Raw genomic sequence first — 20,199 nt, forward strand, 5'->3', positions numbered from 1 at the left:
GTGGGTATGGAGATGCCCGACGCGGTCAAGTGGCTCTTGCCGATCGTCGTCGGGGAAAGCTGGCCCGAAGGCGACGAGGACAAGCTCCGCGAACTGCGCGACGCCTGGCACAACGCTTCGAAGGCGATTCAGCCGATCGCCGACACCGCGACCAAGGGCGCCACCGAGGTCCTCGGCGGCTGGAGCGGACAGGGCGCGGAGAAGTTCGCCGAGGCCTGGAAGAAGTTCGTCGAGGGCGACGAGGCGTACTTCAAATCGCTGGCCGATTCCTCGAAGGCGCTCGGCGACTCGTGCAACGCGACCGCGCTGGACGTCGAGTACACGAAGTACATGATCATCATCTCGCTGGTGATCCTGGCCGCGCAGATCGTCGCGATGATCGCGGCCGCGGCGGTGACGTTCGGCGGGTCGACGGCCGGGATCGCGCCGGCGCAGATCGCCACGCGCATGACCGTCCAGATGATCTTCCGGCAGCTGATGCAGAAGCTCGCGCAGGAAGGCTTCAAGAAGGTCGCGAAGGAACTCCTGGAGAAACTGCTCAAGGAGGGCCTGAAGAAGATCGGCAAGGAGGTCCTGCAGAACACGGCGATGAACCTCGCCATGGACGCGGGCATCCAGGGTCTCCAGATGGCCAAGGGTGACCGCGAGAGCTGGGATTTCAGCAAGACCAAGGATTCCGCGATCAGCGGCGCCGTCGACGGCGTGGTCGGCGCGGGCAGCAGCAGTATCGGCAAGGGCGCCACCAAGGGACTTTCCGACAGCGTCGGCGGCCAGATCGTCGACAGCGCGGCGCGAGGTGCCGTGCGCGGCGCGGCCGAAGGGGTCGCCAGCACGGTCGGGCAGGCCGCTGTCACCGGTGACCTGGACAAGCTTTCGGCCAAGGACGTCCTGATGGGCGCTTCCGGCGGAGCGGTCGGCGGCGGAGTCGACGGGGCGAAGAGCCAGATCGGCGACATCAAGGCCGCGAACACGCCCGGCGCCTCGGCCGGCGACGGTCCTTCCACGCCGGATGTGGATACCGGGGATTCCGGGACGCCTTCGCGTACTCCGGGCTCTTCGGATTCCGGTTCTTCGTCGGACTCGCGCTCTTCTTCGGACTCGCGCTCTTCGTCGGACCCGGGCAGTTCGTCGGACTCGGGCTCTTCTTCGGACTCGCGTTCTTCTTCGGATTCCGGTTCCTCTTCTGATCCGGCGCCACGGTCCACTTCGGACGGTGATTCGTCGCCGCGGAGTTCGGCCGGGTCCGCTGATCCGCAGCCGCGTTCCGAGAGCGGCCCGCAACGGACGGCGGACAGCGACCAGGTCGACCAGTCGTCGACGCAGGCGCCGGAACGTCCGGCCGATGCCCCGCCGAACACCGGGGACGGTCAGCGTGCGGCGCAGACCCACCAGAACGCTCCGGCGGCCGCCGCCGACAACGGTTCCGGCCAGCAGGCCGCGGCGGGTAATCAGCAGCAGGCACCCGGCGCGCAGTCGCAGACACCGGCGGCGAGCCCTGCCCAGACACCGGCGGGCGGTCCGGCGCAGACACCGGCGGCGAGTTCCGCGCCGACGCCCGCTTCGAGCCCCGCGCCGAGCCCGTCCCAGGGGCCGGCACCGGGCCCGGCGTCCAACCCTTCGCCGGGCCCCTCGCACAGTCCTTCGCAGTCCAGCGCGATGCCGCCCGCCGCTTCCACTGGTGCGCCGTCGAGTTCGGGCGGGTACGGCATGGCGTCGAACCCGGGTTCGGGCGCGCCCGCTCCGTCGGGTGGCTACGGCATGGCACCCGGCGGCAACGGGCCCACTCCCGGCGGCGGTTTCCCGCCTCCCGGGCATGATCCGTCTCGGCCGGTCCGCCCGAACGACAGCGTCCAGGCCGCGGGTTTCGCGGGCAACGGCGGGCCCCAGCAGCCGCGGTTCGACCAGCCGCCGGCCCCGATGCCCTTCCAGGGCCAGCAGCCGATGCAGCCGCCACCTCCGGGTGGTTTCGCGCCGCCGCCTCCGCCGCCTCCCGGTGGTGGTGGCCCCATGCCACCGCGAGGACCGCAGGGTCAGCCCGGTCCGATGGGCCCTCGCCCGCCGCAGCAGTACCCCGGTCAGGGTGGGTATCCGCAGGACCGCGGGCCGCGTCAGCGTCCTCAGCAACCGCCGCAGCCGCCCGGACCTCAGGGTCCGCCGAGGCCGCCTCAGGGCTATCAGGGCAGGCCTGGACCTGGTCCGGGCCCGAACGGCGGGGTCCCGCCGCGTCCGCAGACGCCTCCGCCCGGTCCGCCTCCGGGCAACCGCGGTCCGGCAGGCTATCCGCCGCCTCCGCCGCGGCCCCAGCACCCGGGCAACGGTCCGTTCCCGGGCAACCGCGGCCCCATGCCGCCGCCACCCGGTCACCACCCCGGACAGCCGGGGCATCCGGGACAGCCCGGCAGGCCGATGCCGCCTGGTGCCGAGCCGCCGCGGTTCGGTGGCCCGCAGCGTCCGCCGCAGGTGCCGGCACCGCGTCCTGGCCACGACCCGAACGCGGGCCCTCAGCAACCGCAGCGTCCGCCGGTGGAGCACGCGCCGCAGCAGGCACCTCAGGACCGCGGCCAGAGCAACCTGCCCAAGGACACCGAGCTGCTGAAGGACGTCGAGGCTCCGAAGGACACGAACGTCCCCAAGGACACCGAGGCGCCGAAGGACGTCGAGGCTCCGAAGGACACCGAGACGCCCCAGGACGTCACGCCCGACGACAAGACCACCGACGACCTCGGTTCCGCCGTCGACGAGCCGTACCTGACGGATCCGGACTTCCACACGGACGATCCGGCCGCCTACCGCGCGCTCGCCGAGACGCAGATCGACAAGCGCGGGTTCGACAAGGACACCGGGGAAGCGCGGAGCGAACAGGTCCGCCGCGAGGGTCTCGCCAAACGCGACGCCCACGAGGATCCGCGCGTCAAGGAGATGTCGGATCAGGGTGCCTACGCGGTGCACAGCTACACGCGCACCGACATGGCCGAGCGGATCACCCACGCCCAGCGGCACGGTGGCGCGGAGCTGGAAGCGCTCCGCCCGCATATCGAGGCGATCACCTCCGGCCTCAACGAGATGCCCGCCTACGAGGGGCTCGTCTCGCGGCGGGTGAACTTCGGCGGCAACGAGAGCGCGATCCGGGCCTTCCTCGAAGCGCACGCCAAGGGTCAGGTCATCGTCGACCCGCAGATGCTGAGCACGTCGCGGGTCACCCCCGAACATCCGCGCAGCAACTTCCCCGGCGAAGTCGAGATGCGCATCCAGTCGAAGACCGGGCGCCATATCGAAGACCTCGCCTCGAAGAAGGAAGAACGCGAAGTCCTGATGAAGTCGGCGACGCAGCTGCGCGTCACCGACGTCAAGATGGGCCCGGGGCATCCCGAGCACCCGGACTACAAGAAGCGCCTCGACGACGGATCGCCCAACGACCTGCCGAAGTGGATCGTCGAATGCGAGGAGGTCGTCGCCGGTGACGACGGCCATCTGAGCCCGGACGAGGTCCACCAGAAGGTCGCCGAGCGGCGCGACTACAACAACGCCGTGCAGGAGCGGCTGGCGCAGGAAGCGGCCGAGCAAGAGGCCCAGCTGCGCCGCGATCACCCGGAGCTGTTCCAGAACCAGGGTCTCGGCGGGCTCGAGACCAAGCTGGCCGACGGCAAGGGCGGCTGGATCGACGCCACCGACGCTCCGGTCCGGGACACCCCCGAGCCCCCGAAGGAGCACGCTCCCGACGGCGGTTGGTCCGACCTGGCGAAGCCGCTCGAAGAGGGCGGGACGCCGGTCATCCACGCCGGTTCGACCGAGACGCCGCACCAGCAGGTCCGGCTGGTCATGGACGAGATCCCCGCGATCGGCGAGGCCAACACCCGGAACTACTACGCGCCGGAGTCGTGGAAGGACGGCTACCAGACGAACTCGGCCGAGGCGCTGGTCGCGTTCGAGGACCGGATGAACGGCGGCGACTCGGTCGCGGCGCCGTCGACGGACGGTTCGCCGCTGCAACACGTCAGCGACCGGCTCGGCGGACAATGGTCTGATCGGAACGGTTTCGCCGATATCGCCCGTGAGCTGGGCGAACGTCCAGTCGGCGCGCGGACCGCGGTGGCGTTCGAACATCACGCCGCGGGCGATCCGAACGCGCCGGAAGGCTCGCCACGGTCCAAGGACCGGATAGAGACCAGGATCGTCGCCGCGGTGAACACGCCGCACGGCGTGGTCTTCGCCGACCCGATGACCGGGCGGCTCGCGACGTTGCCCGACGATCCGACGTCGATCAAGGCGATGCCGATGGGCGGCGGCGACGCTCCGCACACGCCGGAAGCACCGGAGCGCACGCACACCGAAACCCCGGTCCAGGAGCAGGCGCCCAAGACCGAACCCGACATCGCCGAACGCCTCAAGGGCCCGGAAGAAACCCCCACGCGGGTCGACGAGAGCTACCTCTCCGACGACGGATTCCGTGGCACGCCGGAGGATCACAAGAGCCTCCGGGACCGCTACGACAGCACCGAACTCGCCGAGCAGGCTCGCGAGAAGGCGCTCAAGCGGCTCGAAGCCAGCCCGCTGAAGGACCGCGTCTCGCCCGAGGCCGCCGAAGCGATCTACTCGTACTCGCGCGAACACGCGTACGCGATCAACGAAGCCAACCGAAAGGGTGAGGCGCACCCCGACTTCGAGAACGCCCAGCGCAGCACCCGCGCGATCGTCGGCGCGCTCAACGAGCTGCCGGACTTCCACGGCGAGGCCATCCGCGGCATCGACACCAAGGGCGACATGCGCGCCGCCGAGATCATGGCGGCGCACTACGAGCCGGGTCAGACCGTCCCCGAGCCGACGATGACCAGCTCGACCATCAAGACTTCGCCCGACACGAAGTCGAAGTTCGGCGAAGACGTCGAGATCCACATCGTCTCGAAGACGGGCAAGGACGTCTCGTCGCTCGCCGAGAATCCGCGCGAGAACGAGGCCATCAACAAGCCGGCCACGCAGCTTTACGTGCACAGCAAGGAGTTCAAGACTCCGCCGCTGGTCGACCGGCCGAAGTGGGTCATCCACGCCGAAGAGGTCACTCCCGGCGACCCGCGCTACCTCGACCCCGAGACCGCCAAGCAGAAGATGGACGAGCGGCGGGCCCGGCACGCCGCGGAGGCGCCGGAACTCGCACGTCTCGCCCAGGCGCAGTCGATGGCGCGCCTCGGCGGATTCGACGAGCCGCAAACGCCGCACGTCACCACGGAGAACCCGGCACAGCACAGCGTCGCGGACGCCGGCAAGGGACCCGAGTACGGCGACCAGCCCGCTCAGGACCACTCGGCCACCGACGACACCCTGGAACTGCCGGTCGCCGAGCGGGACTACTCGTCGCTGGCGGTCGCGACGAACCCGCCGAGCGAACCGGCGATCCACGCCGGATCGGCGAGCCCCGCACAACAGGCCGCGTACATCGCCGACCGGCACCCGCGGCTCGGCGAGGTCAACCCGCATTTCAACGACCCCGACGCGCTCGCGAACGGTTACCGCTCCAACTGCACCCGCACGCCGGGCGCGTACATGGACCGGTTGAACGGCATCGACTCGACCGCCGATCCGCTGCTCGTCCACGAGATGGACAGCCGCGGCACGCTGGAACACGTCGAAGAGCGGTTCGGCGGGGAGTTCTCCGACCGCGCCGACTACGACACCGTCATCCGCGAGATGCGGGGGATGCCGACCGATCACCACGCGGTCGTGGCGGTGAAGTACCTCGACGAGAACGGTGTCGAACGCGGGCACGTCGCCATGGTGGCGAACACGCGGGACGGCGTGGCGTTCATCGACCCGCAGTCGGGTGCGCTGATGAACCTGCCGCATCCGCCGCTGGGCGTGAAACTGATGCACGTCGGCGTCCCGGAGGGACCGGCCGCGCAGCCCGTCGACCCGCGGATCGCCTACGCCAGGGAAGACACCCCCGACGTGCCGCCGTCGCGGATCGGGCCGGACGGCCGTCCGATCGTGGACGCGGGCTACGGCATGGCGCACGACGACCCGGCTCAGGGTGACCGGGCCGATGGTGAGCGGTTCCTCAACGACCCCGAGGTCGCGGCCGCGGTGGACGGACTGGACCCGGACAAGAAACGGGCCGTCCACGAGGACGAGAACGGCGTCAAGCACGACGTCGGGCCGATGCGGGACTTCATCCGCGAGCATCTGCCCGCGCATCCGGAACTCGTCCGGCTGATGGAGCATCCGGACAACGCGTACCTGCGGGCCTCGCTCCTGAACAACCCGATGACCATCGGCAGCCTGCTGCTGCACCCGGAGGCCATCCCGATCCTCGAAGACGCCCTGCGCGACGTCGAGGAACGCGGTCACCAGATGATCGACGACGTCCGTCAGGACGGTCCCGGCGACACTCCGCTGACCCAGGAGCAGCGGGACCTCGCGAACGCGGCGGCGGAGATCGCCGCCGACGTGGAGCCCGGCGATCAGTACCACGCCGGCTTCGACCGCGCGGACAAGGGCGATGCCGCGAAGATCCAGGAGTTCCTGGACGCCGAGCGGGAGGCGTGGCCGCGGAACCAGGGCGACCTCAACCGGATCGCCGAACGGATCGCGGAGGAGAACAACGGCGACGCGTCGGGCAGGCCCGGTCCGAAGGACGACGACCGCGCGAAGGCGAAGATCGCGGGCTACGACGGTGACGCGTCGAAACTCACCGACCTGGTGGGCGTGAAGATCCAGTTCGACACGCTGGCCGACGTCTACAACGCGCTGAACGCGGTGATGAACGATCCGGACCTCCGGATCGTCAGCTTCGACGACCGGTTCGCGAATCCGCAGGACAGCGGGTACCGCGATCTGCAGATGAACGTCCGGCTGCCGAACGGGCACGTCGCCGAACTGCGGCTGCACCTGAAGCACATCGACACCGTGTCGGCCTACGAGCACGCCCTGTACGAGGTCCGCCGCGACTTCCCGACGTACAACCGGACACTGGACGAGAACAACAAGAAGAGGTTGTCGCCGGAACAGGCCCTGCTGGAAGCCGCCTTGATGGACCGGGTCCGGGAGAAGTTCATGGCCGGTCTCCGCAAGGGCCTGCCTCCTGAGGAGAACACGTGATCCAGACGCCGTCGTTCTACACGTACTTCGGAAAGACCTACCGCGTCGAGTCGACGCCGGACGGGGGCCTGACCGGTTTCCTCCTCAACCCCTCCACGGGGGAGTTCGACGAAAAGCCGGAGCACGTGCGCGAGGTCCTGCGGGCGATGGCGAGTTCGGACATCAGCAAGGTGTCCGAAGAGAAGTTCGTCCAGGAGACCGAGCGCGCCCGTGCGTACGAGCTCAAGGGCAGCGGACCGATCTTCGCGCTGTACGAGACCATCGACGGCCTCTATCAGCAGGCCAAGCGCGAAAACCGTCGCGTGGAACCGCAGGAATCCGCCTTGATCCAGTCGCTGCGCAAGCGCACCTTCAAGATGTGGGAGGACGAGCTGGCCCGCCGCGCCGCCGGGGAGCCGCCGTCGTTCCGGGCGGAACCACGTTTCCCGAACCGGGCGCGATGATTCACGTGGAACAACTCACTGCCGAACAGCAACGCGGGCTGCTGATCGAGATCGGCAAGCTCATCCGCTCGGGTGTCGCCGACGCGGCACATCCGGCCGTCGCCGATTTCCGTCAGGCCGGGGAGCACACCGAACTCGAGGGCCACAACTGCACGCCCGCGCCCGAGCTGACCGAACTCTTCGGCAGGCTTCGCACCGGCATGTACACGACCGGCCGGGGGACCTGGTTGCAGTCGCGGTTCACGCTGAAACCCGACGGCACCTTCGATTTCGACTTCACCCTCGACGACGAACCGGCGTGGACCGAGCAACCGGGGACTTCGGCGTACCCGGACGAGCTGGCCGCGTTCCCGCGCGAGGACGAGCACGTCCCGGACTGGTGGCGGCTGCGCGCGCAGCTGCCGTTGCGCGTCGAGTTCCGGCACGCCCGGATCGTCGACGCGTACACCGAGGGCGAACCGCCCGTGGTGGACAGACCGGAGCTCGACGAGTCCGAAGCGCCGCTGATCGCGCAGTATCTCGAGCGTGAGCCGGCGATCCTCTCCGGCAGCGGGCTCGGCAAGGACATCTTCGATCCCGAGGCCGACGACGACGTCCCGGAGAGCTACCACACCGACGGCACCTGGATCTGGCACGCGTCCGTGCCGCACTACCTGCGGAAATACGGGATCCCGCCGGAGCAGGACCTCGTCGAGCACATCCGCGGCCAGCGGTTCCAGCCGCCGTACGTCGAGCATCTCGTGCGGCGGACCGCGGAAGCGGATCTGCTCGGCAAACCGCGGCCGAGGCCGGGCCGCTCCGACGTCAAGAAGACCGAAGGTGACATCGCCGCGGAGCTGGAGACGTCGCCGAACCCGGCGCTGACCGACGAAGAACTCCTGGTCGTGCTGGTCAGCAGGCTCGGCGAGCACGCCGTCTGGCCCGAGGCCTACCGCATCGGCGACCGCGCGGACGGCGCCTGGTGCCTCAACTTCACCGAGAAGGGCTGGGAGGTCGCGGCCTATTCGGACGGCGCCCCGGTGTCGCCGAAGTACTTCGACGAGCTCGAAGACGCGTCGCATCAGCTTCTCGGCGCGCTTCTTCTGCATCCGGCGAGGATGACCGCCGGGCACGAGACGCCACTGGAGACGGCGAAGGAACTCGCCGACTGGCCGGTGCAGGCGGCGCCGGGTGAGCCTCCCCTCACCTTGCTCCGCAACAAGCGCGTGAGCCGGATGGTCGCCGGTACGGTCGTACTGCGGTTCGGCGAGGAGACCGGCAATCTGGTTCACCACGGAGGGGTACGGTTCGCCACGACGTCCCTGCCGCTGGAACGGGAGCGCGTCGGTGGGACCTACCGGCTGCGACGCCCGCTCCACGTGATCATCGGTGTCACCGTCCCGTGGGCGAACATGCCCGGCGGGGCGGTGGCCTACGTGCTCCCGAGGACCATCGCCGAGCACGTGTCCGACGGCAGCCTGGAGAGGATCGAGTAGGTGGAATCGGCGGAAGCGGTAGCCAAGGTCGAAGAGTGGCTGCGCGCGGTCCACGGTCCGGACGTGTCCGAACCGGGCGGCGCCGGCCTGCGCGTGAACCACGAAAAGGTCCTGCGCATCCCCGAGGGCTGGTCTGTCCCCTACAACACGATCGCCTTCCTCGACGAGGGTCATGCCGAGAAGGAGATCTTCCCGCCGCCGTCGGTGATCGTCCGCGAGCCGGACGGCGAGCTGCGCCAGGCGCATCCGCAGCCCGGCGGGCTCAGCGTCCCGGTCGCGTTCCCCGGCCAGGAGGCCTGGCGCGAGGTCGTAGACCCGGAGTACGCCAAGGCCGGGCTCGGTGACCTCGGTGTCCCGCCGCCGGTCGTCGCGGGCTGGGTCAAGGTCAACGCGGAAGGCGTGCAGACCGGGGAGGAACGGGAGAACCCGGAGTACAAGGCCGGTCCGATCCGCCGCGGCTACCCGAAGCCGGAGAACAAGCTCGAAACGCTCCTGTCGTTCGCCAGCGTCGGCTGGCTGACCAGGGAACAGCTGCTCGTCGGGCTGCTGCGCTGCGAGGTCTATGTCCCGCTCGACCTGGCGTCGGGCAAGACGGAGCGGTTCTATTTCAACGAGGAACGCGCCGAGCTGAGGGTGTTCAGCTCGTCCAGGAACCTCCCGTCCCGCGAACACGGGTACTGGAAGGTCGACATCGCCACCCTCGCCGGTTACGAGAGCCCGCCGAATCTGGTGATCAACGGCGGTCCCGCGACGTTCGAGGACGTCAGCGGCGCCGAACTGGCCGAGACCGCGCTCCGGTTCCCGCGCCGGGGCCCCGGCGTCGACGTCAACGAGCGCTGCCCGGAGGCGGACCCGGAGCTGGAGGCGCTCGCCGCCGACACCGCCGCGAAGATGGGCCTGACCGAACCGGTGAAACCGCCGCTGGCCGCCGCCGAACGGGCACGCCGCCGCGGGTTCGAGCTGAGCGCCGAGGAATGCCAGAAGACCGTCCTCGGGCAGTCGTGGCTGGCGCGGCTGAGGCAGCCGGAACCACCCCGGAGCCGTCCGAACGACCTGCGGGCCAACGGGCTGGCGCCCGCCTATGACAACGAGGGGCAGATCCAGCCGCGTCTGGACACCTTCGGCAAGTACTTCGAACGAGACCGCTCCAGCTCGCGTTACGGCTGGCAGCGCGTCACGGGCGCGTACGTCGGCTTCGCGCTCGGCGAGGCGCTCGGCGCGGCCGTCGACCGGATGCGGCTCGACGAGATCCACAACACCTACGGTCCCGACGGGGTCACCGATCTGCCGGTCGCGTTCGACCTGCCCGGCCGGATCGGGCCGCTCACCCAGCGGCTGCTGTTCTACACCGAGGCCGTGATCCGCAGCCCGCATCGCGAGCAGCCGGAGAACCGCGACGCCGAAAAGGCGCTCGGGACGGTCGCGCGCAACTCGCTGATGCGCTGGCTGCACACCCAGGGCGCGCCGCTGGACAACGCGGACGGCTGGCTCGTGAAGGTGCCGGAACTCCGCGTCCGCCGCACCCCCGACGACGCCGAACTGAACGCCTATCACGCGCTGGCGACCATCTCGCCGACGGCGATGCCGATGAGCGGGCCGGACGCGCTGGTCGCGGCGCTGCCGGCGGCGATGACCGCGGCCGGGCCGGGCAGCGCGATGAGCGGCGGCGTCCGCCAGGCGGTGCGCGACCTCGTCGCCGTGACCCATCCGGGTGAGGTCGACGTCGAAGCGGCGACCTACCTCACCTGGCTGTTCGAACCCGCGCTGACCTCGGAAGCGTTCAGCTACCCGGTCTGGAACACCTCCCGTGAGATCTTCAGCGACCAGAACCCGCACCAGCGAGGGCCGGTCTGGGCGGATCTCAAGGCGATGGTCGCGGAATCGGTACCGTTCTTCGGCAAGCACGGCCTGCCCGATCTGCGGGTCCCCGAGCTGATCGGCGACGGCAAGGGCACGCTTTCGGTGCTGGGCCGCGCCTTCGCGGCGCTGTCCGGCTTCGAGAACTACCCGGAGCAGGCGCTGCTGCGGGCGGTCAACCACTCGGGCCGCAGCGCGATCACCGGCGCCATCGCCGGTGCCCTGCTCGGCGCCCGCACCGGCATCCCCGGTCTGCCACAGAAGTGGGTCGAGCAGCTGGAGCTGCGCTACCTGGTGGAGAACATCGCCACGGACGCGTTCTGGCATTTCGACCGCCACTCGGCGCTGCACGAGGTCGACGGCTGGGCCCAGCGGTATCCGCGCTGGTGAATCTGGAATGGGGACGATGAACGAAGAGGAAGCCGTCAGCCGCGTCGAGGAATGGCTGGCGGGCCGAGGCGGGGAGGGCACCGGCGCGTTGCGGGTCCGCCGCGACTACGTCGTGCGCGCGACCGACGGCTGGAACGTCACCTACAACACCGTTGGCTGGCTCGACGGGACCGACCCCGGCACCGGCCTGTTCCCCAGCCCGGTCGCCTTCGTCCCGGACGACGGCGGCGAAATCCGGCTCGACCTGGAGCTGATGGCCGTCTCGGCGGCCGGTGGCGACAGTGACGCCTTCACCCGATGGACCGAGGTCGTCGATCCCGAATTCGATCCGGACGCGGTCCCCGGTCTGCCCGTGCCGAAGGCGGCGATCCTGCGCTGGGAGCAGCACACGCTGTTCGGCGAGCCGACCGGCGCGGTCCGCGCGAACCCGGAGCACCGGCCAGGGCCGCGGTTCTCCGGCCGCCCGGCACCGGAAAGCCCGGTCGAGACGCTGCTCGGCTACCTCCGCGTCGAGTGGATCACGCCGGAGGAGTTCGTCCACTGGATGCTCGACCTCGACGTCCTGGCCCCGGCGAAGGACGGCCACCTCCAGGTCCGCGACTTCGGTGACGCGGGTGTGCGGTTCGTCGTCTACACCTCCGAGGCGCAGGTGCCGTCGGAGTACACGATGTGGCAGCGAGTCCAGCCCCGCGTGCTGCTGCGGCGGGCGAAGGACAACCCCGGAGTCGGCCTGCTGGTCAACCCCGGCCGTCCGGAGACCTTCAACGTCTACCCGGAGACGCTGCGGCAGGTCGCCGACCTGGACCTCCCGGCAGGTACCGAGCGCCCCGAGTCCGTCGGCCGCCCCGCGTACTTCAGCGGGGTGTACGAAGGCCCCGGCGTCGCGAACCTGCGGAGCCTCGTCGACCAGGCCAGGGACAACGGCTACCCCCTGAGCAGCGAAGAGCTCAACCGCTACGTCCGCGCCGCGACGCTCTCGTTCGAGCGCTCCCGAGCGAAGTACGACGGCCGCCCGCTGCCTGAACTGCCCGAAGACCTGTTCGCCAACGGGCTCGTGACGCACTTCTACGACAACGGCGAACCGCGCCCGAGCGCCTGGACGTTCGGGAAGTTCTACGACCCGACGCTCCCTGTCGGCAGCTTCGCGTACCCGCGGCTTCTCGGCGCGTACGTCGGCTTCGCGCTCGGAGACGCGCTGGGCTCGGGCGCGGATCCCGCCGACGGTTTGCCGCTCGGCGGGCTGACCCGGCAACTGCTGTTCCACACCGAATCGGTGATCCGTGGCCTGGACCCGACCCCGGACAAACCCGAGATCCCGGCGTCGCTGCCCGCGGGCGGTCGGCCGGACGGCTGGGTCGCCAAGGCCACCGAAGGCGCGGGTCCGCCCCCCGCGGAGTTCTCGGCCATGCTGGCGACCGCGCTCGCCGCGACGGTGACCGGTGGGGTGCAAGGGCCCGCCGACAGCACGTTCTACGCGATGAAGGTCGTCCGCGAACTGGTCGGGTCGGCGGCGGGGCACGAGGTCGTCCACGGCGCCGAGCTGCTGGTGAACGTGTTCCGCGCCCAGCTCGCCGCCCGGAACGGCGAACCGGCGGTCGCGAACTTCCTCGAAGGCTTCGACGAGTACAGCGGCGAGGTCGGCGAGCTGGTCAAGACCGTGCTCGAACTCCGGAACGACATCGGCGGGGACGACGTCGAGCAGTTCGACAGCATCGGCGACGGCAGGACGCCGCTTTCGGTGCTCGGCCGGACGCTGTTCGCCGCCGCGAAACGCGGTTACGACGCCGAGGCGGCGCTGGCGCTGGCCGCGCGCGGCGGCCCGGTGACCGCGGCGCTCACCGGGGCGATGGTGGGCGCCAGGCTCACCGTGCCCGGTCTGCCGGAGTCGTGGCTCGCCGCGTACGCCGACCTCGGCGTCGTCGACGCCATGGCGGGCGACGCGTATTACTACTTCAACCGCTTCGGCCTGCCCCGCGAGCCCGAAGAGCGGCGGCGCTGGGACGCGAACCGGTATCCACGAGGAGATCAGTAAAGAAATGCGCGAGTGGCTTCAGGACCCGGCGACCAAGTCGCGGCTGCGCGGCAGCCTGTACGCCGGGGCGCTCGGTGACGCGCTCGGCGCGAAGACCGAGTTCGATTCGATCGACCGCATCCGCGAGATCGCCGGACCGGCCGGGATCACCGGCCTGATCCCGGCGTACGGCGGCCTCGGGCGGATCACCGACGACACCCAGATGACGCTGTTCACCCTGGAAGGCCTGATCAGAGCCCACCACGGCACCGAACCTGTCGAGCAGTCTCTCCAGCTGGCCTACCAGCGCTGGCTGCACACCCAGGGCGTCTCGTGGGAGCGCGCACGCGGCCCGCAGGACACGAGCCCGGAACCGGACGGCTGGCTGATCACGAACCGTGAGCTGTTCAGCCGCCGCGCGCCCGGCCTCACCTGCTTCAGCGAGCTGGAGGCGTACGGCAGGACCGGCGTCCGCGCCGGCATGGCCAAGCCGGTGAACAACTCGAAGGGCTGCGGCGGGATCATGCGCGCGGCACCGGTCGCGCTGTGGTCGGACGATCTCGCGGAGGTCTTCCGGCTCGGCGCGGAGAGCGCCGCGCTGACGCACGGTCACCCGAGCGGGTATCTCTCGTCGGGCGCTTTCGCGGTGATCGTGCACGAACTGTTGCGTGGGAAGCCGTTGCTCGACGCCATCGCGACCGCCCGCGGCGAACTGGAGAAGTACCCGGGACACGAGGAGCAGAGCGTCGCGCTGGACCAGGCGCTCGCCCTGGCCAAGGAAGGGCCGCCGACTCCGGAGAAGCTCGAGACGCTCGGGCAGGGGAACATCGGCGAAACCGCGCTCTCCATGTCGGTTTACGTCGCACTGACCACCACGGACCCGAACGTCGCGCTGCTCGCGTCGGTGAACCACAGCGGCGACAGCGACTCGACGGGATCGGTCTGCGGAAACCTCGTCGGCGCGATGTACGGCGAGGAAGCGCTCGAGACGAGCTGGCTCGTAGAGCTGGAGCTGAGCGAAGTGATCGGACAGCTGGCGGACGACGCGCTCGCGGAGTTCGGCGGAAACGCACCGGGTGACGACCGGTGGTACGTCCGCTATCCGGCCCACTAGATTTACCCCCGGTTTGGGGAACTTGGGGAGGGGACACATAGTGCGTTACCGGGTTCAAGCGGCGGAGCGGCCGGATGGCCTGTACGCCGTCTGGGGGGACACCGTCTTCGCGGCCCAGCGGTCGACCGAAGACGGCACGCTGCTGCTCATCGCGCCGCCGGGGGAAGCGGCGCCCGAGGGTTTCGATCGCGACTGGAACGGCCGCCCGGCCCGTGTCGTGCTGAACGGCGAGGTCGGCGCGACCTTCAGCCTCCAGTCGTACGGCCGGTTCGACGACGAGCACTTCCAGATCGCGCCGAACGCCGGCGGCGGCGACCTGACCTTGCGCTGGGCGGGCGAGGACGCGGTCCGCGCGGCCGAACTGGGCCTGACGGACTTCTCGACCACCGCCTCGCCGTCGCGGCTGACGGCGTTGTGGCAGACCAGGCACGACTTCGTCGAGACGCCGGAGGCCCGGCCGTCGATCGGCACGGGTGACCAGGGCGCGCTGCTGCGGGCCATCGGCCGGACCCTGCTGCGGGTGCTGCCGCCGGGCTGGCAGCGGGTCGGCGCCCAGTTCCGGCAGGTCGGTGACTACTCCGAACTCGAGGTCCGCTCGGTCGGGGACGAGGGCAACGGCCCGGTGTCGGTGTCGATCGCGGCCCCGCCGGAGCTCGGTTCGCTCTTCGCGCGGTTGCGCGCGGCGATGCACCAGCCCGAGACCGGCACCTGGTTCCAGGGCACTTTCACGCTCGACGCGGAGTCGCATTTCGACTTCGACTTCGACGCCGAGCAGGAACCGACCTGGCGGCTGGCGCCGAACGAGGGCGGGAAGCCGTCGCCGCGCGCGTACGCGACCGAGCTCGCGATCTTCCCGCGCGACCCCAAGCACGTCCCGGCGTGGCTTTCGGCCAAGGCGGGGCTGCCGCTGGACATCGTGTTCCGGCACGCGAAGGTCGTCGACGCGCACAACGAGGGCGAACGACCGGTCGTCAACCGGCCGCCGGTGCCGCCGGAGATGATGCGCGGCGTCCTGGACTACCTCTTCCGCTCGCCGGTGGCGCTGACCAGGCCGGGTCCGCAGCCCGACATCTTCACCCCGAACGGCCCGCCGGACGTGCCGAACGCCTTCCACACCGACGGCGGGTGGATCTGGCCCGCGGCCGTGCCGCACTACCTGCGCAAGTACGGGGTGCCGCCGGAGCCGGAGCTGATCGAGCACATCCGGGCCGCCGGTTTCCGGCCGCCGCTGGTCGGCGAGCTGGTGCGGGCGACCGCGGAGGCGGAGATCGTCGGCAAGCCGCGGCCTCCGCAGACCGCCGCGGACCTGCCGGACGAGAGTGCCCGCACCCGCGTCGAACGCGACGGCGAACCCGGTCGCGACATCCGCGCCGTCGAGGTACTGGACGTCCTGTACCAGCGGCTGGCCGAGCACGGCGTGGCGCCGACGTCCTACCGGATCGGCGCGAACGCGGTGCCGGAGCCGGGCGTCTGGACCCTGCGCCGCACCGAGAGCGGCTGGGAGGTCTCCCGCCCGCCGACGGACGAGCCGGTGGCGTTCGCCAAGCTCGAAGAGGCGGCGCGCTTCTTCCTCGGCACCCTGCTGCTGTACCCGGCGCGCGCCGCGGTGGGCGCGAACGAGGAGTCCGACAATCCGGCCGACTGGCCGATCCTGCCGCTGCGGGGCGAGCCGCCGCTGAACTTCTTCCGCCGCAAGCGGATCGTCGTCCTGCCGTCGGGCACCACGGTGCAGCGGTTCGGCAACGAGACCGGCAACCTCGTGCACGCCGAATCGGCGCGGTTCATCGAGACGTCGCTGGCCGCGGACCGCGAACGGGAGCGCCGTCTCTACCGCGTCGTGCGGCCGCTGCGCGTGGTCACCGGCATCACCGCGCCGTGGAACGGGACCCCGGGCGGGGCCGTGGCCTACGTGCTGCCCCGGCCGATCGCCCAGCATCTCGAAGCAGGCGCGCTGTCCCGCGTCCAGTAGAGCGCGCCTCCACCGAACTCGCGTGACTGAAGGCGTAACTCACTGATCCGACGGGAGAGGCGCGAGTCCCGGCTCCAAGCACGCGTGATCTCGCTTGGCCGAGGTCAGGAAGCGGTGATCAGCACCGCGGGCGACCACCAGTAGTCCGCGAGCGGCTCGATCCGGATGCCGGTGAAGCCCGCTTCCTTCAGCTGCGAAGCCCAATCGGTGGCGGGCTGCTCCCAGTTCGTGCGGTCCGCCCCCGGTTTGACCAGGCCGAGCAGGATCGGCAGCAGGAACCCCTGCGCCACCAGCGACGCCGACTTGCCGTACTCCGAGATCCCGCGTTCGTAGCGGGTGACCAGGGAAAGCAGGTACTCGCGGGAGTCTTCGTCGTACTCGGGCACGTCGAACTCCGCGAGCACCAGACACGACGTACGCGGCCGGAGTGCCCGCAGGACCTCGGTGCGCTCGGCGGTCGGGATCGACTGGAGCGCGAAGGTCGACTGCGTCAGCTGCCACTGTCGGTCGTCATCGCGGGCGAGGAACTCCTGCGCGGTGGCGTCCCAGGTGTGCAGGCCGTGCGTCCCGTCGAGGTGCTTCCGCGTTTCGGCGAGCAGCGCGCTCGACGGCTCGACCAGGTCGATCCGGCCCGGCTGACGGTCCGCCTGTTCGAGGGCGGGGACTACGGCGAGCCCGTCGCCGCAGCCGAGGTCGAGCAGCGAACCGACGCTGCCGTAGCGCCGGGCGAGCATGGCACTGAGCTGCCGGTAGAGCTTGACGTTCCCGCCACCGCGGATGAACGCCGTGAACGCGGCGGGCCGGTCGTACACACCTCCGCCGCCGCCCTCGGTGAGGTACCGGTGCAGTTCGCGGCCGAGCGTGGATCCGGCACGCTCGGCGAGGTCCGCTGCCGTGGCCCGGTCACCGTCGCGGTAGGCGATGAGCGCTTCGGCCAGGACGTCCGTTTTCTTCATGCTCTCCTGTTTACCGTCAGAAAGGCACCCAAAGGGTGACTCTGGTGCCATTGCCCGGAGCCGACTCCACCCTGGCGGTCCCGCCGACCTCGTTCAGCCGGGCGGTGATGGACTCGCTGATCCCGAATCCGGCGGGCCGGGAGTCGAGACTGAACCCGGCACCGTGATCGCGGGTGATCACCGCGACGCCGCCTTCCTGCTCCTCGACCCGGACGACGACCTTGTCCGTCCCGGCGTGTTTGAGGGTGTTGCGCAGGGACTCGCGGACGGCGTCGCGGATGGCGATCTGCCGGACCTCCGAAAGCGTGTCGTCGTCGAGTTCGGCGATCACGAGCTGGGCGCGCAGTCCGTCCCGCGCCATCTCCGCCGCCAGCGAAGCGAGCTTCTCTCCCAGCGGCCGCGAACCGGCCTCCGACCGTTCCGAAGTCTCGCTCTCGATCGTCCGGCGCAGTTCCATCGACTGCGCCCGCGCCAGCCGTTGCACCTCGGCGAGCCGAGCGACCGGGTCGCCCTTGTTCGCCAGCGCGATCGCTTCGAGGGTCTGCAGCACGGAGTCGTGCAGCATCCGGTGCTGGCGGGCACGTTCGGCGATACGGCCGTTGCGGATGCCGTAGGCGAGCGCGAGCCGCGTGCCGAGCCCGATCAGGACGAGGGCGCCGCTCGCGGTGAAGAGGACGCCGAGGATCGACGGGAAGGTGGCCATGGCGTCGCCGGGCGCGGCCTGGCCGGTGCCGAGCAGAGACGCGAGCATCCGCACCGGGAAGCTGCCGACGGCGAGCGCGGCCGCGGCGGGCATGCCCAGCGCGAGTGCCAGCAGGGCGACCTCGCCGAGCAGGTGTTTGCTGGGGATCGCCATCGCCTCGGTGAAGACCGAAGCCGGCACCAGCGCCCCCACGGCGAGCGGCGCGAGCAGCGTGAACACGAGGTCGATCGCCAGCAACCGGGCCGCGTACTGCGGACGGAACGGCGCCGAGCGCAGCATCCACCGGATGCCGTACAACGACAGCCCGACCGAGCCGAGGGCCACCAGCCCGACCGGTCCGATCCCGATCATGCCGTGCGTGGAGACGTAGACGCCAAAGGCGCCGGGCACCGCGAAAAGCCGGTAGACCAGCGGGACGAGAGCGACGTAGCGGGCGGCTCTGAGCAGCAGGTTGTCGCGATGGGCCGTGTCGATGGGCCCCGACATGTGCTGGATCCGCCGGAGCGCGCGCATCGGTGTCGGGTCGCCGACCTCGTCCGACAGCTCGCTCGTCGCCGTCGCCAGCGCGGGCGCGCCACGACGCAGCAACGTCACCAGAAAACTGGGCGGCCGCTTCGCCATGGATTTTCCCCCTGCCCGGAGCACCGGCAGGAGTATCTCCGGTTACGCCGCGTGGATCCAGAGACCAACAGGGTTTATCTCAGCTGATGGCGCCGAAAACGTGACGAACCGGGCGTCTTCGCCCCGGTCAGCCGCCGATGCCGTTCTCGTCGGCCCACTTCTTCAGCTCGGCGACCGCCTCGTCGTGCTCCAGCGGGCCACGGTCGAGCCGCAGTTCCTTCAGGTGCTTCCACGCCTTGCCGACGTCCGGCCCCGGCTTGAGGCCGAGGATCCGCATGATCTCCTCGCCGTTGAGGTCCGGCCGGACCTTGTCGAGGTCCTCCTGCGCCTGGATGGCTTCGATCCTCCGCTCGAGGTCGTCGTAGGTCGCCTGCAGCGCGGCCGCCTTCTTGCGGTTGCGCGTGGTGCAGTCGGCCCGAACGAGCTTGTGCAGCCGAGGCAGCAGGTCGCCGGCGTCGGTAACGTAGCGCCGCACCGCCGAATCCGTCCACTCGCCCTTGCCGTAACCGTGGAACCGCAGGTGGAGGAACACGAGCTGGCTGACGTCCTGGACGATCTCCTTCGAGAACTTCAGCGCCCGCAAACGCTTGCGCGCCATCTTCGCGCCGACGACCTCGTGGTGGTGGAAGCTCACGCCGCCACCGGGCTGGAACTCGCGGGTCGCGGGCTTGCCGACGTCGTGGAGGAGTGCCGCGAGCCGCAGGATCAGATCCGGCTCGGAGGTCGGTTCGTGGGTCTTCTCCAGGTCGATCGCCTGCGCGAGCACGGTCAGCGAGTGCTGGTAGACGTCCTTGTGCTGGTGGTGCTCGTCGATCGCCAGCCGCATCCCCGGCACCTCGGGCAGCACGCGGTCGGCGAGGCGGGTGTCGACCAGCAGCTCGATCCCGGGCCGGGGGTCGTCCGCCAGCAGCAGCTTCGACAGCTCGGCCTGCACGCGCTCGGCGGTGATCCGGTCGATCTCCTCGGCCATCGACGACATCGCGTCGACCACGCGCGGCGCCGCGGTGAACCCGAGCTGCGCGGAGAACCGAGCGGCCCGCAGCATGCGCAGCGGATCGTCGGCGAAGGACTCCTGCGGGGTCGCGGGCGTGTCGAGCACCTTGTCCTGCAGTGCCTGGAGCCCGTCGTGCGGGTCGACGAAGGTCTTGTTCGCGAGGTCGATCGCCATCGCGTTGACCGTGAAGTCGCGGCGGAGCAGATCTCCCTCGATGCTGTCGCCGAAGGTGACCTCGGGGTTGCGGCCGACGCGGTCGTAGCTGTCGGCGCGGAACGTGGTGATCTCCAGGGTCATGCCCTGTTTGGTCACGCCGACGGTGCCGAACGCGATACCGACGTCCCACACCGCGTCGCCCCAGGCGCTGACGATCTTGAGCACCTGGTCCGGACGGGCGTCGGTGGTGAAGTCGAGGTCGTTCGACAGCCGGCGGAGCATCATGTCCCGGACGCTGCCGCCGACCAGGTACAGGCTGTGCCCCGCCTTCGCGAAGAGCTTCGCCAGCTCGTCCGCCAGCGGGGAGATACGCATCAGCTCGGTCACGGCGTTCTGCATCGCAGTGCTCTTCCCCGCAATC

The 20,199-nt window shown here is 70.3% G+C and carries 10 protein-coding genes; 7 read left to right on the top strand and 3 right to left on the bottom strand.

What is annotated here, in order from left to right:
• Nucleotides 1-6: 6 nt before the first annotated feature.
• The 7 genes from ACFVM3_RS03985 to ACFVM3_RS04015 are packed head-to-tail and all read left to right on the top strand — an operon-like array spanning nt 7 to nt 16,348.
• The gene (locus ACFVM3_RS03985; protein WP_378435317.1) at nt 7-7,089 is read left to right on the top strand and encodes a toxin glutamine deamidase domain-containing protein; all 7,083 of its coding nucleotides are present in this window, start codon (nt 7-9) and stop codon (nt 7,087-7,089) included.
• Complete coding sequence (locus tag ACFVM3_RS03990; protein WP_378435319.1) at nt 7,086-7,532, top strand: hypothetical protein; 447 nt, start codon at nt 7,086-7,088, stop codon at nt 7,530-7,532. The genes ACFVM3_RS03985 and ACFVM3_RS03990 overlap by 4 nt, the downstream gene beginning before the upstream one ends.
• A gap of 5 nt (nt 7,533-7,537) precedes the next feature.
• Nucleotides 7,538-9,007 (top strand): TNT domain-containing protein, encoded by a 1,470-nt coding sequence (locus tag ACFVM3_RS03995; protein ID WP_378435320.1) that lies wholly within the window; start codon nt 7,538-7,540, stop codon nt 9,005-9,007.
• Nucleotides 9,008-11,254 (top strand): ADP-ribosylglycohydrolase family protein, encoded by a 2,247-nt coding sequence (locus tag ACFVM3_RS04000; protein WP_378435322.1) that lies wholly within the window; start codon nt 9,008-9,010, stop codon nt 11,252-11,254. It begins immediately after the preceding gene.
• Nucleotides 11,255-11,270: 16 nt separating this feature from the next.
• Nucleotides 11,271-13,286 carry a YrhB domain-containing protein gene (locus tag ACFVM3_RS04005; protein ID WP_378435324.1) on the top strand — a complete coding sequence of 672 codons (2,016 nt, stop codon included), beginning with the start codon at nt 11,271-11,273 and terminating at the stop codon, nt 13,284-13,286.
• Between the two features lie 4 nt (nt 13,287-13,290).
• Nucleotides 13,291-14,379: an ADP-ribosylglycohydrolase family protein gene (locus tag ACFVM3_RS04010; protein ID WP_378435326.1), complete on the top strand. Its 1,089-nt coding sequence runs from the start codon at nt 13,291-13,293 to the stop codon at nt 14,377-14,379.
• A 40-nt stretch (nt 14,380-14,419) separates the two neighbouring features.
• Nucleotides 14,420-16,348, top strand: a complete 1,929-nt coding sequence (locus ACFVM3_RS04015) for a TNT domain-containing protein (protein WP_378435328.1) — start codon at nt 14,420-14,422, stop codon at nt 16,346-16,348.
• A gap of 104 nt (nt 16,349-16,452) precedes the next feature.
• On the opposite strand, the gene ACFVM3_RS04020 is transcribed toward ACFVM3_RS04015, so the two are convergent.
• The 3 genes from ACFVM3_RS04020 to ACFVM3_RS04030 all read right to left on the bottom strand — a co-directional run bounded on the left by ACFVM3_RS04020 (nt 16,453) and on the right by ACFVM3_RS04030 (nt 20,177).
• Complete coding sequence (locus ACFVM3_RS04020; RefSeq protein WP_378435330.1) at nt 16,453-17,304, bottom strand: class I SAM-dependent methyltransferase; 852 nt, start codon at nt 17,302-17,304, stop codon at nt 16,453-16,455.
• A 16-nt stretch (nt 17,305-17,320) separates the two neighbouring features.
• On the bottom strand, nt 17,321-18,628 hold the full coding sequence (locus ACFVM3_RS04025; protein WP_378435332.1) for a sensor histidine kinase: 1,308 nt from the start codon (nt 18,626-18,628) through the stop codon (nt 17,321-17,323).
• Nucleotides 18,629-18,755: 127 nt separating this feature from the next.
• Nucleotides 18,756-20,177, bottom strand: a complete 1,422-nt coding sequence (locus ACFVM3_RS04030; protein ID WP_378435334.1) for a CCA tRNA nucleotidyltransferase — start codon at nt 20,175-20,177, stop codon at nt 18,756-18,758.
• Between the last annotated feature and the right edge of the window lie 22 nt (nt 20,178-20,199).

Source organism: Amycolatopsis sp. NPDC057786, from assembly GCF_042797905.1.
Taxonomy (GTDB): domain Bacteria; phylum Actinomycetota; class Actinomycetes; order Mycobacteriales; family Pseudonocardiaceae; genus Amycolatopsis.

Coding starts and splice junctions, on each gene's coding strand:
- ACFVM3_RS03985 (WP_378435317.1), top strand. CDS start 7: ATGGAGATGCCCGACGCGGTCAAGTGGCTCTTGCCGATCGTCGTCGGG.
- ACFVM3_RS04005 (WP_378435324.1), top strand. CDS start 11,271: ATGAACGAAGAGGAAGCCGTCAGCCGCGTCGAGGAATGGCTGGCGGGC.
- ACFVM3_RS04010 (WP_378435326.1), top strand. CDS start 13,291: ATGCGCGAGTGGCTTCAGGACCCGGCGACCAAGTCGCGGCTGCGCGGC.
- ACFVM3_RS04020 (WP_378435330.1), bottom strand. CDS start 17,304: ATGAAGAAAACGGACGTCCTGGCCGAAGCGCTCATCGCCTACCGCGAC.
- ACFVM3_RS04025 (WP_378435332.1), bottom strand. CDS start 18,628: ATGGCGAAGCGGCCGCCCAGTTTTCTGGTGACGTTGCTGCGTCGTGGC.
- ACFVM3_RS04030 (WP_378435334.1), bottom strand. CDS start 20,177: ATGCAGAACGCCGTGACCGAGCTGATGCGTATCTCCCCGCTGGCGGAC.